We start from the raw sequence: 14,077 nt of genomic DNA, 5'->3' as shown, positions 1-14,077 counted from the left end.
CCGATGCTAAATCCCGGCGACGGCGGAGAACATTCGTCCAAGACGCGGCCGTACGCCCCCTGTGACAGTGGCCCCATGACGATCACCGACGGCGAGCTGCTGCCACTGAAGGACGGCGACCTCCACGTACGCCAGGACGGCCCCCGCGACGCCCCCGCGCTCCTGCTCATCCACGGCACCGCGGCCACCGCACGCACATGGGACGCGTTGACCCCGCTGCTGACCGGCTCCCACCGGGTCATCAGAATCGACCTGCTCGGGCACGGCCGCTCCGCCAAGCCGGCCGGCGCCGGCTACACGGTCCCCGACCACGCGCGCCGGGCCGCCGAGGCGCTGGACCTGCTCGGCGTCGAGCGCGCGGCCGTGGCCGGCCACTCCAGCGGCGGCACGGTCGCCACCGCGCTCGCCGAGCAGCGGCCCGGCCTGGTGTCCGCGCTCGCGCTCGTCGGCACCGGGCCCGGCATGGACGCCTTCACCGGGCCGGAGACGGGCGGCGCGCCCGCCACGTGGCCGCCCGGCGACGAGCTGATCCGCGCGCTCCTGAACAGCGGGTTCAGCCGTCCGGGCTTCCGCGTCCCCGAGGAACTGCTGGACGACCTGCGCGACTCCCTTCGCGACACGCCCGCCGCCGTGTTCGCCGCGGTGATGCGGGCGCCCCGCGACTATCTGGAGGAGCGGTCGCTGCCGGACCGGCTCACGCCGCTCGGCACACCGCTGCTGGTGATCTTCGGAACGGACGACCGGCGATGGCGGCCCTCGTCCGCCGGCGACTACCGCGCCGTGCCGGGCGCCCGGATCGAGTTGATCCCCGGCGTCGGCCACACGCCCATCATGGAGGACCCGGTCCGCACGGCCGAGCTGCTCCTCTCCTTCCTGTGAGTGTTTGTCCCGTGGCGCTGAGGGCATGGTGGTGTGCCCGACCGAGGGAACGTACGTTCGAGGAGATGAGCACATGAGTCACGGACCGGTGGAGAAGGACCCGGAGGAGTGGACGACCGGTGACGAGCCCATGACCGCGCCGCAGGAGTCCTACCTGCGCACTCTCGCCCGTGAGGCGGGCAGGGAGGTGCCCGGAGGGCTCAGCAAGGCCGACGCGTCCCGGATGATCGACGAGCTCCGGCAGGACAGCGAGCGCCTGCACCCCTCCGGCGACCCCTCCCAGGACACGGACGACCGCCGTACGAGGTGAGCGCCCGCCGTACGACATGAGCGCCTCGCCGGGTGTCCGGCGAGGTCACGACTCCGCTTCACCCGCTGTTCTTCGGCGGACGCGAGAGTAACCTCGCGTCCAGCGCCGGTATCCGCGCCGGCGTCCGGCGAGGAAGGGTGATCGCGTGTCCCAGCCCGGCGTGCCCCCGGCTCCGGGACGGACACCCGCGTGGCGCTACGCCATCGGGATGTTCGGCACCTCCATCCCGATCAACATGATCAAGGGATCGATGATCCTCTTCTACGTGGACATCCTCGGGCTGGACGTCCGCGCGTACGGGGTGGTCATGGTGGTCTACGCGGTCATCGACGCGCTCGACAACCCGGTGCTCGGCCATCTCTCCGACCGCACCAGGACCCGGTTCGGCCGGCGCCGGCCGTGGCTGCTCGTCGGCGCGCCGATGCTGACCGCCTGCATGATCGCGTTCTTCTCCGCGCCGTCCTCGCTGGAGGGCGCGGGCCTGCTGATCTGGTTCGCGGTGTTCGCGATCCTGTGCGAGGCGTTCGACTCGATGCTCAACGCCAACTACGGCGCGCTGCTGCCCGAGCTGTACCCGCGCGAGCGCGACCGGGCCGTGGCGAACGGCCTGCGCCAGGGCTTCCAGCTCGTGGCGCTGGTGATCTCGCTCGCGGTCACCCCCGTGCTCACGACCCAGGTGTTCGGCACCGAGGACTCCACCGAGGGCTTCCGCACCACGGCGGTCATCTACGGCGTGGTGGCGCTCGCCGTGATCGTGTTCATGGCGCTCGGCGCCCGCGAGAACCCCCGCTACTCCACCCGCGAGCAGCCGATGCTGCTGCGCAGCGTGTGGTCCATCGTGCGCAACCGGCTGTTCTGGACGGTCGGGCTCACGGGCGCCTGTTACGGCATCGCCATGGCGCTCGTCCTCGCGGGCATCCAGCTGTACGTGCGCTACTCGCTCGGACTGCCGGTCGGCAACGCGCTCTACCTCCAGGGCGTCGTCATCCTCATCACGGCGGGCGGCCTGGTGGCCTGGACGCGCGTCGTGGCCCGGCGTGGCGCGCTGTGGGCCTGGCGGGTCGCCTTCATGGTCCTCGCGGCCGGGTTCGCGGCGCTGTTCTTCGCCGGCGACCTGGTCACCGCCATCGCGGCGGGCGTGGTCGTCGGCGCGGGCTGGTCGGGGATGCTCGCGACGAACGACCTCATCGTCGCCCGGGTGCTGGACGCCGACGCGGCGCGCAACGGCGAGCACCGCGAAGGGCTGTTCCTGTCCGCGTTCGGCTTCTTCGGGCGGCTCAACGGGGTCGTGACCGGGCTCGCGCTCACGTCGCTCGGCGTGTTCTTCGGCTACAACTCCGGCGACGACCCCGGCGGCGATCCCGGGCTGGCGTTCCGGGTCTACCTGTGCGTGTACCCGTTCGCGCTGACGGCGATCGGGGCGGTGGCCGCGCGGTTCGTCTCGGTGCCGGTCGAGACGCCGCCCGAGGCGGCCGTACCGGAGGGCCCGCCGCCGCCCGGGGACCCGGCCGGCGAGCCCGCCGTGGAGCGTCCCCGATGAGCCGCCGCCTGGTGATCACCGCCGACGACCTCGGCAGGGAGGCCGGCTCGACCGAGGTCATCCTCGGCCTGCTCGCCGAGGGCCACGTCAGCGCGACGACGCTCATCTGCCTCTCGCCGTCCGCGGCCCACGCCGCCGAACGGGTCCGCGAGCTCGGCGTCGTGCCGCGCGTGCACGTGACGCTGACGAGCGAACGCGGGGTCCCGCGCTGGCGTCCGCTCACCGGCGGCGCGAGCCTCACCGGCCCGGACGGGACGCTGTTCGACGACCCGTTCGCGCTCGGCGCCCGCGGCGCGGCCGAGGACGTCGAACGGGAGGCGGAGGCGCAGCTCGGCTGGATGCGCGAGCACGGCCTCGCGCCGGAGGCGGCCGACTCCCACGCCGGCACCCTCTACGGCCTGCACGGCAGGTCGTGGCTGGCCGAGACCCTGCGCTGATGCGCCCGCCACGGCCTCGCCTTCCGGCTGCCCCGTGACCCGGAGCCGTACATGGGCGGGCCGCTCCCGCCGGCGCTCGCGGCGGTGCACGAACGGGCCGTCGGGCTCGCGGACGCGCTGGGCGTGGCCCTGCCCGAGACGATCGCCACCAACCGCAGCACGGCGGCCGAGCTGGGCGGCTACGAGCGGCTGCGCGAGGACTACCTGCGCCGGCTCGCCGCGCTGCCCGAGGGCACGAGCGAGCTGTTCCTGCATCCGTCCAGCGAGGAGGCGGTCGCGGGTCCGGACGGCGTCGTACGGTCCTGGGAGGCCCGGCTGCTGCGCGACCCCGTCTGGCACGAGGCGCTGAAGAGCGAGGACGTCGAGGTGGTCGGCGGCTGGTGGCCGGCCCGCCCCTGACCGCCGGCAGGCCCAGGCCGGCGCGCTCAGGGCAGCAGGATGATCTTGCCGCCGGTGGCGCCGCCGGACTCGGCGCGGTGGTGGACGGCGGCCAGCTCCGTCAGCGGGAGCCGTTCCGCGACGTCCACGGCGAGCCCGCCCTCCTCGGCCAGCGCGGCGACGACGGCCAGGTGGGCGGCGTCGTTGCGGGCCACGAAGCGGATCGCCGTGACGCCCGGTGACGCCTCGACCGGCACGGTGGCCGAGACCAGCACGCCCCCCGGCCGCACCAGCCGGGTCAGCGCGGCACCGGCGTCGGGGTCGAGCGGGACCAGGTTGAGCAGCACGTCGAGGCCGCCGGGCAGCGGGTCCGTCCGGTAGTCCACGACCTCGTCCGCGCCGTGCGCCCGCGCCCGCGCCGCGCTGCGCGCGCTCCCGGCCGTTGCGATCACGAAGGCCCCGGCCAGCTTGGCGAGCTGCACGGCGAACCCGCCCACCCCGCCGCCGGCCCCGTTGACCAGCACCCGCTGGCCCGGCCCGATCCTGGCGTGCTCGTGGACGGCCTGCCACGCCGTCAGCCCGGCCACCGGGATCGCGGCGGCGTCGGCGAGGGGCACACCGTGCGGCGCGCGGGCGAGCACGCGCGCCGGGGCGAGCGCGTACGACGCCGCCGCCCCGCCGTCCAGCCGGCCGATCACCTCGTCGCCCGCCCGCGGCCAGGCCACCCCGGGGCCGGTCTCGACGACGGTGCCGGCGACGTCCCACCCGAGCGTGTACGGCAGCCGCAGCCCCGCCCACTCCGGCACCGCCGCCGCGAGCAGCCCGGAGCGCAGCCCGACCTCGGACGGGTTGAAGGAGGTGCCCGCCACCTTGATCAGCACTTCGCCCGGTCCGGGGGCGGGGATCGGGAGCTCGTCGTGGCGGATGACGGAGGGGTCGCCGTAGGCGTGGAGGCGCGCGGCCCGCATGGTGGTGCGGAAGCGGTGGGCGTGCTCGGCCGCCCAGGCGCGGAAGGGGCGGGCGCCGGGGCGCGGGGTCACCGGCCATGGGGAGTCCACCAGCTCGGCGCGCGCCCGCAGGATGCCGTCGGCGACCTCGGCCGGCAGCCCGGCCGCGACCAGGCGGTGGCGGCCCTCCTCCGGCGGACGCTCCTCCCAGCGGGCCGGGCGGCCGGCCGACTCGCCGACGATGCGCACCTGCTCGGCCTGCGTCAGCGTCTCCGGCCCGGTCACCTCGTGCACGACCCCGGCGGGGCCGCGCAGGGTGAGCGCGTCGGCGGCGATCTCGGCGAGGTCCCGCTCGTGGACGGGGGGCGCGGCCGACCGGCCGTACGGCTCGGCGACCACGCCCTCGGCCTGGAACCGCGGATCGGCGGCCCAGCGCAGGGCGGCGGAGGCGAACTGGTGCGGGCGCAGGATCACCCACTCCAGCCCGGAGCGCCGGATCAGCCGCTCGATCTCGCGCTCGGCCGGGCGGCGGGCGGCCGAGGAGAGGTAGACGACGCGGCGGGTGTGCCGGGCGAGCACGTCGAGGACCGCGCCGAACCCGTCGGCGGTGCCGAACGGCCACAGCAGGAAGGCCGCGGTGACGCCCTCGACGGCGGCGGCGAACGAGGCGGGGTCGGTGAGGTCGCCGTGCACCGGCTCGACGCGCGGCGGGAGGACGGCGGCGGGGTCGCGGACCAGGGCGAGGACGTGCGGCTGCGCCGGGTCGGCGGCCAGCTCGGTCACGAGGGCGCGGCCGACGGTGCCCGTGGCCCCGGTGACGAGGATCTTGGATGACATGGCTGCCACGCTAGGGCGGCGGCGCGAGACGACCAATGTCCTGGAGTCCGGAAATCATACGCGTTCGTCGGTAGGGTGGCCGGATGGACGTGCTCAGCGACGTGATCGCGCTCATGCGCACCGGCCGGCCGAACGCGGCGCGCATCGCCTGGCACGGCGTCTGGGGGCGGCGGTTCCCTTCGGTGCCGGGGGCGGCCGGGTTCCAGGTGATACTCAAGGGGGCGTGCTGGCTCATGCCACCGGAGGGCGACCCGGGGGCCGCGCCGGTGCCGCTGGCCGCCGGGGACGTCGTGTTCTTCCCGCACGGCGAGCCGTACGGGCTGGCCGACTCCCCCGGCACCCCGCTGGCCGCCACCGACTGCGATCCCCTGTCCGACGAACCGGCCCTGTTCGCCACCGACACCGTGGGCAGCGACACCGTCGGCAGCGGCGCGGCGGGCGTGGTCACCCTCTGCGGCGGCTACCGGCTCGATCCCCGGCACGCGCACCCGCTCCTGCACGACCTGCCCGGCCTGATCCACATCCCCGGACCGCGGGCCGGCGCGGCGCCGGGGGCGCCCGGGCTGCACGCTCTCGTCGAGGTGCTCGGGCGGGAGCTGGACCAGCCTCGGCTCGGCACGGACACCGTCATCCCCGCGCTGCTCGACACGCTCCTGCTGTTCATCCTGCGGGCCTGGCTGGAGGAGCGGCCCGCCGGGGACGACGCCACCGGCTGGGCGGCGGCGCTGACGGATCCCGCGGTCAGCGCCGCGCTGCGCGCCATGCACCGCGAGCCGGACCACCCGTGGACGGTCGAGGCGCTGGGGCGCGCGGCAGGGATGTCGCGGGCGGCGTTCTCGGCCCGGTTCACGGCGCTGGTGGGCCGGCCGCCGCTGACGTACCTGACCTGGTGGCGCATGACGGTCGCGGCCCGGCAACTGCGGGAGAGCGACCTCGGGCTGGCGCGGATCGCCGCGGGCGTCGGCTACAGCTCGGAGTTCGCCTTCGGCACGGCGTTCAAGCGCGCGTACGGCACCGCGCCCGGCCGCTACCGCCGCGCCGCCCAGGGCGGCTGACCAGGCGGAGGCCGCGCCGGCTCAGGGACCGGCGAGGAAGTCGATCTCGGTGCCGACGCCCCGCCGCCCGGCTTCGCGCCAGGCGAGCAGGCTGAGGGCGAGGTCCTGCCACGGGAGGCCCACCGGCCCGTACACCGTGATCTGCTCGGGGTCGGTGCGGCCCGGATGGTCGCCGCGCAGGATCTCACCGAGGGTGGCATGGGCGGCCCCGGCCGTCGAGGCAGGCGCCGGGATCGAGCAGGGTGAGCAGGTCGCCGCGGGTGAGGATCGTGGTCACGCGATCATGATGGCAGGCCGCTCAGGTGTCCTCCTTCGCCACCTCGGACAGCGAGACCAGGTCGTCGACGAAGCGGCGCATCAGGCGTTCGAGCTCCAGCACGTCACGGTCGCTCCAGTGCTCGAACACGGGCCCGGCGATCCGCTGCCTGGCGGCGTCGAGCGCGTCCGTGACCTGCCGGCCGGCGTCGGTGATCAGCGCCTCCTTCACCCGCTTGTCCACCGCGCCCGGCCGCCGCTCGACCAGGCCGAGCTCGGCCAGCCTCGCCACCTGCCGGCTCACGGTGGTGTGGTCGCGGCCCGCCCGCTCCGCGAGCTCGCCGACGCTGATCGGGCCGAACCGCTGGATGCCGACGAGCAGGGGGAACAGGGCCCGGTCGAGCTGGACGCCGGCCTCGGCGATGAGCGCCTCGTCGCGCTGCGGCAGGTTCATGATCGCGGTGAGGTCGACCATGGCTTCGTGCAGGCGCCTGAACGCGGCCTGCCGGCGGTGCTTGGAGGTCATGGTCGTCGTGCTGCCTTACGTGAACGGGCGGGCGATGCTGACGCGAGGATACCGCTACGAAGAATACGTTCCTCATGCACCTACCTTCGAGGCATTTTCCATGGCCTGGCTTGACCGATCCGAAAAATTAGGTGCAGAATACACATACTTTCGAAGGAGGCACACCCATGACGGATCTCGACGTGATCATCTGTGGCGCCGGCGCGGCCGGCCTGACCCTGGCCATCGACCTCGCCCGCAGGAACGTCGCCTTCCGCCTGATCGACCAGGCGGCCCACCCGTTCCCCGGCTCGCGCGGCAAGGGCATCCAGCCCCGTACGCAGGAGGTGTTCGAGGACCTCGGCGTGCTGGACCGGATCGTCGCCTCCGGCGGCGAGTACCCGTACCAGCGCCTCTACACCGACGACGGGCCCGTGGACCGGCCCGCCGGGCTGCTGCCGGACCCGACGCCGGACGAGCCTTACCACCTGGCGCTGCTCGTCCCCCAGTTCCGCACCGAGAGTAGGCTGCGCGAGCGGCTGGCCGAGCTCGGCCACGCCCCCGAGTACGCCCACCGCCTCACCGGCTTCGAGCAGGACCCCGACGGCGTGACCGTCACGATCGAGACGCCCGCGGGCCGCGAGACCGTGCGGGCGGGCTACCTGGTCGGCGCGGACGGCGGCGCCAGCTCCGTGCGCAAGGCCCTCAGCATCGGCTTCCCCGGCAAGACGCTCGGCGTGCGGGCGCTCGTGGCCGACGTGCGGCTGGACGGGCTCTCGTCCGGCTTCTGGCACCGCTGGAACCAGGGGACGCCGGAGGACGTGTCGCTGTGCCCCCTGTACGGCACCGACCTGTTCCAGCTCCAGGCCCCCGTCCCCTTCGGTGTGGACGTCGACCTGTCGGCCGGCGGGCTCACCGCGCTCGTCCGCGCCCGCACCGCCCGCGACGACCTCACGGTCCGCGAGGTGACGTGGGCGTCGGCCTACGAGATGAACGCCCGCCTGGCCGACGCCTACCGGCGCGGACGCGTGCTGCTGGCCGGGGACGCCGCCCACTGCCATCCCCCGACCGGCGGACAGGGACTGAACACCAGCGTCCAGGACGCCTACAACCTCGGCTGGAAGCTGGCGGCTGTGCTCGGCGGCGCTCCGGAGCCGGTGCTGGCGTCGTACGAGCTGGAGCGCCGGCCCATCGCCGAGGCGGTGCTGGGCCTGTCGGAGCGGCTGCTGCGCGCGGCCATGAACCGCGACACCCGGCGCGGCCGGGAGGTGACCCAGCTCGACCTCGGCTACCCGGACTCCCCGCTGACGGTCGCCGTTCCGGACCGCGACAAGGGCGTGCGGCCTGGCGACCGCGCTCCCGACGCGCCCGTGACGGGCGCGGCCGGGGTCGCGACCCGGCTGTTCAGCCTGTTCCAGGGGCCGCACTGGACCCTGCTCGGCCACGGGGGCGACCCGGACGCGTTCAGCGGGCCGCGCCGCGGCCTGCGGGTGCACGTCGTCGGCTGGGACGTGCTCGACACCGGCGGCCACGTCCGCGACGCCTACGGGTTGTCGCGGGGCGAGTGGGCGCTCGTCCGCCCGGACGGATACGTGGCGGCGGTGGGCGGCCCGGACGAGCTCGGAGCGCTCGCGGCCTACCTCGACGGCGTCGGCGTCCGGTGAGCTACCAGGCGACCTCGAAGGAGGTCAGCCCGTAGACGACGTTGAAGGAGCGGAACCGCGGCGGGACGCCGCTCTCGCGCAGCCCGGGGAAGCGCTCCAGCAGCGCGGGGAAGGCGATGCGCATCTCCATCCTGGCGAGCGGCGCGCCGAGGCAGTGGTGCACGCCGTGACCGAAGGCGACGTGGCCGAGGTCGCCGCGGGCGATGTCGAAGCGGTCGGGGTCGGCGATGAACGCCGGATCGCGGTTGGCCGCGGGCAGCGCGACCATCACCAGCGCTCCGGCCGGGATGCGGACGCCGGACAGCTCGGTCTCGGTGGTGGTGAGCTTGCCGGTGCCGGAGTGCACGATGCTGAGCCAGCGCAGCAGCTCCTCCACGGCGGCGCCGATCCGCTCGGGCTCCTTCCTGAGCAGCGCGAGCTGGTCGGGGTGGCGCAGCAGCGCCAGGGTGCCGAGCCCGAGCATGTTGGACGTCGTCTCGTGCCCGGCCAGCAGCAGCAGCCCGGCGACGCCCACCAGCTCGTCGGTGGACAGGTCGTCGCCGTGCTCGCGCACCAGCATGCCGAGCATGTCCTCGCCCGGCGCGGCCTGGGCGCGGGCGACGAGGCCGGCCATGTAGGCGCGCTGTTCCAGGCTCGCGGCCTGGCGTTCGGCCATCGGGAGCGAGATGTCGAGCAGCGCGCCGGTGCGTCGCTGGAAGTCGTCGCGGTCGTCGTACGGGACGCCCAGCAGCTCGCAGATGACCAGGGACGGGATCGGCAGGGCGAAGGCGGTGACCAGGTCGACCGGCGGCCCGGTGCGCTCCATCGCGTCCAGGTGCTCGCGGACGATCTCGTGGATGCGCGGCTCCAGGCGGCGCATCCTGCGCATGGTGAACTCGGGCGTCAGGATGCGGCGCAGCCGGGTGTGCTCGGGCGGGTCGAAGGCCAGCAGGTTGCCCGCCCGCGCCTGCCGCAGCTCCTCCTCGCTGAGCTGCGGGCGGCCGGTGGGCCGGAACGCCAGGCCCACGTCGTTGCTGAACCGCGCCGGGTCGCCGAGCACCTCGCGCACGTCGGCGTAGCGGCTCACCACCCACGCGTCGACGCCGAACGGGGTGGACACCCGGCGCACGCCTTCCCCGTCGCGCAGGGCGGACAGCTCGGGGTCGGGGTCGAACCCGTCGCGCCGCATGTGGAGCGGCACCACCGCAGGATCGCTCATGTCATCTCCCGGAGGGACCGGCCTCGGACGGAGTTCCTGACAACGTTCTCAACCCGACGGTAATGCCTGCGCCCGCGCGCCGCGCGGAACCCGCGGGGTCACCACGTGACGGGAAGTTCGTAGACCCCGTAGACCTGGCCGTCGTGCTTGAACGGGATCCGGTCCAGGTCCGTCGCCAGAGCGAGGGTGGGGACGCGCCGGTAGAGGGTGGCGTAGGCGACCTGCAGCTCCATGCGGGCCAGCGGCTGGCCGAGGCACTGGTGCACGCCGAAGCCGAACGCCACGTGACGGTGGGCGTCGCGGCGCAGGTCGAGCGTGTCGGGGTCGGGGAAGACCTCGGGATCGCGGTTGCCGAGGTCGTTGGCCATGATGAGGCCGTCCCCGGCGCGGATGACCTCGCCGGCGATCTCGATGTCGGCCAGCGCGACGCGGTGACGTCCCCGGTGGGTGATGTTGAGGTAGCGCAGCAGCTCCTCCACCGCGCCCGCGACCAGCGCGGGATCGTCGCTCTCACGCAGCAGGGCGAGCTGGTCGGGGTGCTGGAGCAGGGCGAGGGTGCCGAGGGCGATCATGTTGGCGGTGGTCTCGTGCCCGGCGACGAGCAGCAGCACGCCCATCCTGGCCGCCTCCTGCCTGCTCAGCTCGCCCGCCGTGACCTGGGCGGCCACCTTGGACAGCAGGTCGTCGCAGGGGTGCGCGAGCTTGTCGGCGACGAGCCCGTCCAGGTAGTCGTTGAGCCGGCCGCCGGCGGCGGCCCGCTCCTCGGGCGACACGTTCCGCTTGACGATGACCTGGCTGTTCTCCTGGAAGAAGGCGTGGTCGGCGTACGGGACGCCGAGCAGCTCGCAGATCACCAGCGACGGCACCGGCAGCGCGAACGCCTCCACCAGGTCCACCGGCTTCGGCCCGGCCAGCAGGCCGTCGATGAGGTCGTCCACGATGCGCTGCACGGCCGGGCGCATGCCCTCCACCCTGCGGACCGTGAACGAGCCCTGCACCATGCGGCGCAGCCGGTGGTGCTCGGGGTCGTCCATGAGGATGAAGCTCACCGGGCTGTCCGGGCGTTGCAGTGTCTGGGCGGGCAACGGGTAGCCGGGCCGGGTGATGTCCGAGCTGACCTGCGGGTGGCTGAGCAGCTCCTTCTGCTCGGCGTACGCGGTGACCAGCCAGGCGGTGCTGCCGTCCCACAGCCGCACCCGGGTGAGCGGCGCGTCCTTCTGCAGCTCGCGCAGCGCGGGCGGCGGGTCGAACGGGCACGAGGCCGCCCTGACGCCCGGGAATGCGGGAAGTGTCTCGGTCATGCGTCCTCCTCGGTCGCCGGCGTGGCGGTGTCGTTCCTTGCGGTGGTGACGGGGGCCGTCCAGATCCCGACCACCGCGTCGATCAGCCCGGTCGCGGCGTCGTGCCAGCTCGGCCGGAGGGTGGGGCGGCCTTCTGCGAGCGCGTGCTCGCGCTCGGCGCACATGTGGACGACGAGCTGGCCCGCCATCTCGGCGCGCTCGGCGTGCACCTCGGGGGGCAGCTCGGGCAGGCAGCGCCGCAGGCCGTCCACCACGCGGCGCAGGGTCGGCGAGTTCAGCGCCTCCTCGGCCATGATCAGGCGGAGCGCGGGGTCGGTCATGACCTGGGCGGCGAAGCGGGCATACCAGGTGGGCGGGCCGAGGTCGTCCAGGTGCCCGGTGAACGAGCGGACCAGGCAGCCCACCCAGTCGCGTACGTCGTCCGAGCCCCCTGCCCCGGCCAGCAGGCGGCGGCGCAGCAGCTCGACCCGCTCGGTGTGGGCGCGCACGATCGCCCGGACGAGGTCGGCCTTGGTGCCGAAGTGGTAGCCGACGGCGGCGTTGTTGCCCTGGCCGGCCACCTGGCTGACCTGGCGGTTGGAGACGGCGTAGACGCCGCGCTCGGCGAACAGCCGCTCGGCGGCGGCGAGGATCTGGGCGCGGGTGGCGTTGACGCGCTCGGCGCGGACGGCGCTCACTGCCAGCTCACTGACAGCCGACTTGACGCATGGTGTGCTCCCCCTGTCGGTTTCACACAACCAAACAGGTCCGCGCAAGTCAAGCAACTGCTTTACGTTCTGCCGGTCACCGCCTTCCCCGCAGCCTCCCCCGCAGCCTCTCCCGCTGCCTGCGAGCGCTGCTTCATCTCCGCCTCGTACACGTGCCGGCGGCCGGCCATGAGCCGGTCGCGCACCTCGCGTTCCAGCTCGCGGAAGGTCGCGTAGTAGTCGTCGTCGTACTCCTCGACGATCTGGAACGTCCACCGGCCCGGCAGGACGTCGCGGCCGACCAGTTCGGCGGCCAGCCGGCGGGCCAGGTCGTCGTGGCCGGTCCCGCCGAGCAGCTTCACGACCTCGGCCACCGTGGCGTGGGCGGAGCCGGTGAGCTGGTGGAAGGAGTAGAGGTGGCCGCGGGCGCGCTCGACCGTCTCCAGCGCCTCCGACAGCATGCCGGCGGCCTTGACCGCCTGGTCATCGGCGCCGTCGGGGCGGCGATGGTCCTGATCGGGTGTGTATGCCATGGACCCCGCGTTACCCGCCGCAGCGCGAAGGATGCGCGCAGGTCAGCGTCCGGACTCTGCTAGTTTTACCTTTCCGGCCGGATTTACTTCCGGCCGAAAGTGGTTCTATGACTGTTTCTCCGGTTCTCGTACGACCCGTGACCGCCGCCGACCGCCCCACCGTCGAACGGCTCTGGCTGATGTTCCGCCACGACATGGCCGACTACCAGGGCGGCCTGCCGAGCCCCGACGGCACCTACCACAGCGACCGGCTGCGTCAGGCGTTCGAGGACGACGACTGGGCGGCCTACCTGTTCACCAGCGGCGACCGGCCGGTCGGGTTCTCGTTCGTACGCGCCGTGTCCGGTCCCGAGCGCGTGCTGAACAGCTTCTTCGTGGTCCGCGGCGCGCGCCGGTCCGGCGTCGGATCGGCGGTCGTCCGCGAGGTGATCGACCGGCACCCCGGCCCGTGGCGCATCGCCTTCCAGGACACGAACACCGCGGCCGTCGCGTTCTGGCGGCGCGTCGCCACCGGGATCGCCGGCACGGCGTGGACCGAGGAACGCCTCCCCGTCCCCGGCCGGCCCGACGTCCCCCCGGACGTGTGGATCTCCTTCACCACCGCCTGACGGCGCCGAGGACCCTGGCCGCGCAGGAAGACCTTAAGGAATGCGTAAGCGGGCTCGGCGAGGCTGTGACCAGACCACGACGGCGGGCCGCACGCCCGGCCCCCTTTCCCCTGGAGGATCATCATGAGGACCATCGCCGCCGGCCTGTTCATCTCCCTCGACGGTGTCGTGCAGGACCCGGCCGACTGGCACTTCCCGTACTTCGACGACGCGATGGGCGCCGCCGTGGAGGCGCAGATGGCCGACACGCTGATCCTGGGGCGGGTGACGTACGACAGCTTCGCCGGCGCGTGGCCGGAGCGGGAGGCGGAGGGCGGCGAGGACGCCGGCTTCGCCAAGGCGCTCGGGGACGCCCGCAAGATCATCGTCTCGCGCCAGCCCCTGGAGTTCACTTGGCGCAACTGCGAGCTGCTCCAGGGCGACCTGGTCGAGGCCGTGACCGCGCTGAAGCGGGAGGAGGGCGGCCGCATCGCGATCAGCGGCTCGGTCTCGGTGGTCCGCCAGCTCCTGGAGGCGGGCCTGCTGGACGAGCTGCACCTGCTGGTGCACCCGATCGCGGTCCGCAAGGGCGAGCGGCTGTTCGACGAGGGGTCCCCGATCCCGCTGGAGCTGGTGAGCTCGGAGACCTTCCCCACGGGCGTGCTGAACCTCGTCTACCGTCCGGCCGCGCGGAACGAGCCGTAGAAACGCCTGGTCACCCGCCACCCCCTGTCCCGGAGCGCACTCCGGGGCAGGGGGTTTTCGTATGCCCGCCGACCCGCACCCAGGCCAATTAATTCAAGTTTCTTCATTATTAGGACGATCCGGCGTCGGTCCGCACCCTCGGGACCCCGCCACACCCCCGCCCAACAGGCCCCTTTATGAAACTGTCCTACATATTTTAGTCACGGGTTGCTCACAATCGCGTCGCGGAGGGGCATCGTCTGCTGATACGTGCTCAGATA

15 protein-coding genes are annotated in these 14,077 nt (G+C 73.7%); 9 read left to right on the top strand and 6 right to left on the bottom strand.

What is annotated here, in order from left to right; genetic code table 11:
• Window positions 1-75 precede the first annotated feature (75 nt).
• The 5 genes from BMW85_RS17780 (at window position 76) to BMW85_RS17760 (ending at window position 3,565) form a co-directional block, all read left to right on the top strand.
• Window positions 76-879: an alpha/beta fold hydrolase gene (locus tag BMW85_RS17780; RefSeq protein WP_091082486.1), complete on the top strand. Its 804-nt coding sequence runs from the start codon at window positions 76-78 to the stop codon at window positions 877-879.
• A 73-nt stretch (window positions 880-952) separates the two neighbouring features.
• On the top strand, window positions 953-1,189 hold the full coding sequence (locus BMW85_RS17775) for a DUF3072 domain-containing protein (RefSeq protein WP_177240731.1): 237 nt from the start codon (window positions 953-955) through the stop codon (window positions 1,187-1,189).
• A 145-nt stretch (window positions 1,190-1,334) separates the two neighbouring features.
• Entirely contained in the window at window positions 1,335-2,729 is a 1,395-nt protein-coding gene (locus tag BMW85_RS17770) for an MFS transporter (RefSeq protein ID WP_091082483.1), read from the top strand.
• Window positions 2,726-3,166, top strand: coding sequence for a ChbG/HpnK family deacetylase (locus BMW85_RS17765; protein WP_091082482.1), 441 nt, complete (start codon window positions 2,726-2,728; stop codon window positions 3,164-3,166). Before BMW85_RS17770 ends, BMW85_RS17765 begins: the two co-directional genes overlap by 4 nt.
• Window positions 3,167-3,217: 51 nt before the next feature.
• Entirely contained in the window at window positions 3,218-3,565 is a 348-nt protein-coding gene (locus BMW85_RS17760) for a polysaccharide deacetylase family protein (protein WP_091082480.1), read from the top strand.
• A gap of 26 nt (window positions 3,566-3,591) precedes the next feature.
• Here BMW85_RS17760 and BMW85_RS51125 read toward each other — a convergent pair whose 3' ends face one another.
• Complete coding sequence (locus tag BMW85_RS51125; protein ID WP_143082321.1) at window positions 3,592-5,328, bottom strand: NAD(P)H-binding protein; 1,737 nt, start codon at window positions 5,326-5,328, stop codon at window positions 3,592-3,594.
• An 83-nt stretch (window positions 5,329-5,411) separates the two neighbouring features.
• Between BMW85_RS51125 and BMW85_RS17745 the strand changes: the two genes are divergently transcribed.
• The gene (locus BMW85_RS17745) at window positions 5,412-6,383 is read left to right on the top strand and encodes an AraC family transcriptional regulator (protein ID WP_091082479.1); all 972 of its coding nucleotides are present in this window, start codon (window positions 5,412-5,414) and stop codon (window positions 6,381-6,383) included.
• A 298-nt stretch (window positions 6,384-6,681) separates the two neighbouring features.
• Here BMW85_RS17745 and BMW85_RS17735 read toward each other — a convergent pair whose 3' ends face one another.
• The gene (locus BMW85_RS17735) at window positions 6,682-7,164 is read right to left on the bottom strand and encodes a MarR family winged helix-turn-helix transcriptional regulator (protein ID WP_091082477.1); all 483 of its coding nucleotides are present in this window, start codon (window positions 7,162-7,164) and stop codon (window positions 6,682-6,684) included.
• 167 nt (window positions 7,165-7,331) lie between these two features.
• Here BMW85_RS17735 and BMW85_RS17730 point away from each other — a divergent pair, with 167 nt between their 5' ends.
• The gene (locus tag BMW85_RS17730; RefSeq protein WP_091082475.1) at window positions 7,332-8,807 is read left to right on the top strand and encodes an FAD-dependent oxidoreductase; all 1,476 of its coding nucleotides are present in this window, start codon (window positions 7,332-7,334) and stop codon (window positions 8,805-8,807) included.
• A gap of 1 nt (window position 8,808) precedes the next feature.
• Here BMW85_RS17730 and BMW85_RS17725 read toward each other — a convergent pair whose 3' ends face one another.
• The 4 genes from BMW85_RS17725 to BMW85_RS17710 all read right to left on the bottom strand — a co-directional run bounded on the left by BMW85_RS17725 (window position 8,809) and on the right by BMW85_RS17710 (window position 12,525).
• Window positions 8,809-10,005, bottom strand: coding sequence for a cytochrome P450 (locus tag BMW85_RS17725; RefSeq protein ID WP_091082474.1), 1,197 nt, complete (start codon window positions 10,003-10,005; stop codon window positions 8,809-8,811).
• 98 nt (window positions 10,006-10,103) lie between these two features.
• Window positions 10,104-11,306, bottom strand: a complete 1,203-nt coding sequence (locus BMW85_RS17720) for a cytochrome P450 (protein WP_091082472.1) — start codon at window positions 11,304-11,306, stop codon at window positions 10,104-10,106.
• A complete protein-coding gene (locus BMW85_RS17715) occupies window positions 11,303-11,983 on the bottom strand; it encodes a TetR/AcrR family transcriptional regulator (RefSeq protein ID WP_091082470.1) in 681 nt (226 codons plus the stop codon). The genes BMW85_RS17720 and BMW85_RS17715 overlap by 4 nt, the downstream gene beginning before the upstream one ends.
• 92 nt (window positions 11,984-12,075) lie before the next feature.
• Window positions 12,076-12,525, bottom strand: a complete 450-nt coding sequence (locus BMW85_RS17710) for a hypothetical protein (RefSeq protein ID WP_091082468.1) — start codon at window positions 12,523-12,525, stop codon at window positions 12,076-12,078.
• Window positions 12,526-12,662: 137 nt separating this feature from the next.
• Here BMW85_RS17710 and BMW85_RS17705 point away from each other — a divergent pair, with 137 nt between their 5' ends.
• Window positions 12,663-13,133 carry a GNAT family N-acetyltransferase gene (locus BMW85_RS17705; protein WP_218155821.1) on the top strand — a complete coding sequence of 157 codons (471 nt, stop codon included), beginning with the start codon at window positions 12,663-12,665 and terminating at the stop codon, window positions 13,131-13,133.
• Between the two features lie 123 nt (window positions 13,134-13,256).
• Window positions 13,257-13,817: a dihydrofolate reductase family protein gene (locus BMW85_RS17700; protein WP_177240730.1), complete on the top strand. Its 561-nt coding sequence runs from the start codon at window positions 13,257-13,259 to the stop codon at window positions 13,815-13,817.
• Window positions 13,818-14,077: the final 260 nt, after the last annotated feature.

Origin of the sequence: Nonomuraea wenchangensis (assembly GCF_900111685.1) — a bacterium.
Taxonomy (GTDB): Bacteria; Actinomycetota; Actinomycetes; order Streptosporangiales; family Streptosporangiaceae; genus Nonomuraea; species Nonomuraea wenchangensis.
The sequence above is the reverse complement of the archived record's forward strand: the minus strand, read 5'-3'. Positions and strand labels throughout refer to the sequence as shown.

Excerpts from the sequence above, each read along its gene's own strand:
- BMW85_RS17780 (WP_091082486.1), top strand. The coding sequence starts at position 76 with ATGACGATCACCGACGGCGAGCTGCTGCCACTGAAGGACGGCGACCTC.
- BMW85_RS17735 (WP_091082477.1), bottom strand. The coding sequence starts at position 7,164 with ATGACCTCCAAGCACCGCCGGCAGGCCGCGTTCAGGCGCCTGCACGAA.
- BMW85_RS17730 (WP_091082475.1), top strand. The coding sequence starts at position 7,332 with ATGACGGATCTCGACGTGATCATCTGTGGCGCCGGCGCGGCCGGCCTG.
- BMW85_RS17725 (WP_091082474.1), bottom strand. The coding sequence starts at position 10,005 with ATGAGCGATCCTGCGGTGGTGCCGCTCCACATGCGGCGCGACGGGTTC.
- BMW85_RS17765 (WP_091082482.1), top strand. The coding sequence starts at position 2,726 with ATGAGCCGCCGCCTGGTGATCACCGCCGACGACCTCGGCAGGGAGGCC.
- BMW85_RS17700 (WP_177240730.1), top strand. The coding sequence starts at position 13,257 with ATGAGGACCATCGCCGCCGGCCTGTTCATCTCCCTCGACGGTGTCGTG.
- BMW85_RS17775 (WP_177240731.1), top strand. The coding sequence starts at position 953 with ATGAGTCACGGACCGGTGGAGAAGGACCCGGAGGAGTGGACGACCGGT.
- BMW85_RS17745 (WP_091082479.1), top strand. The coding sequence starts at position 5,412 with ATGGACGTGCTCAGCGACGTGATCGCGCTCATGCGCACCGGCCGGCCG.
- BMW85_RS17760 (WP_091082480.1), top strand. The coding sequence starts at position 3,218 with ATGGGCGGGCCGCTCCCGCCGGCGCTCGCGGCGGTGCACGAACGGGCC.
- BMW85_RS17710 (WP_091082468.1), bottom strand. The coding sequence starts at position 12,525 with ATGGCATACACACCCGATCAGGACCATCGCCGCCCCGACGGCGCCGAT.
- BMW85_RS17720 (WP_091082472.1), bottom strand. The coding sequence starts at position 11,306 with ATGACCGAGACACTTCCCGCATTCCCGGGCGTCAGGGCGGCCTCGTGC.
- BMW85_RS51125 (WP_143082321.1), bottom strand. The coding sequence starts at position 5,328 with ATGTCATCCAAGATCCTCGTCACCGGGGCCACGGGCACCGTCGGCCGC.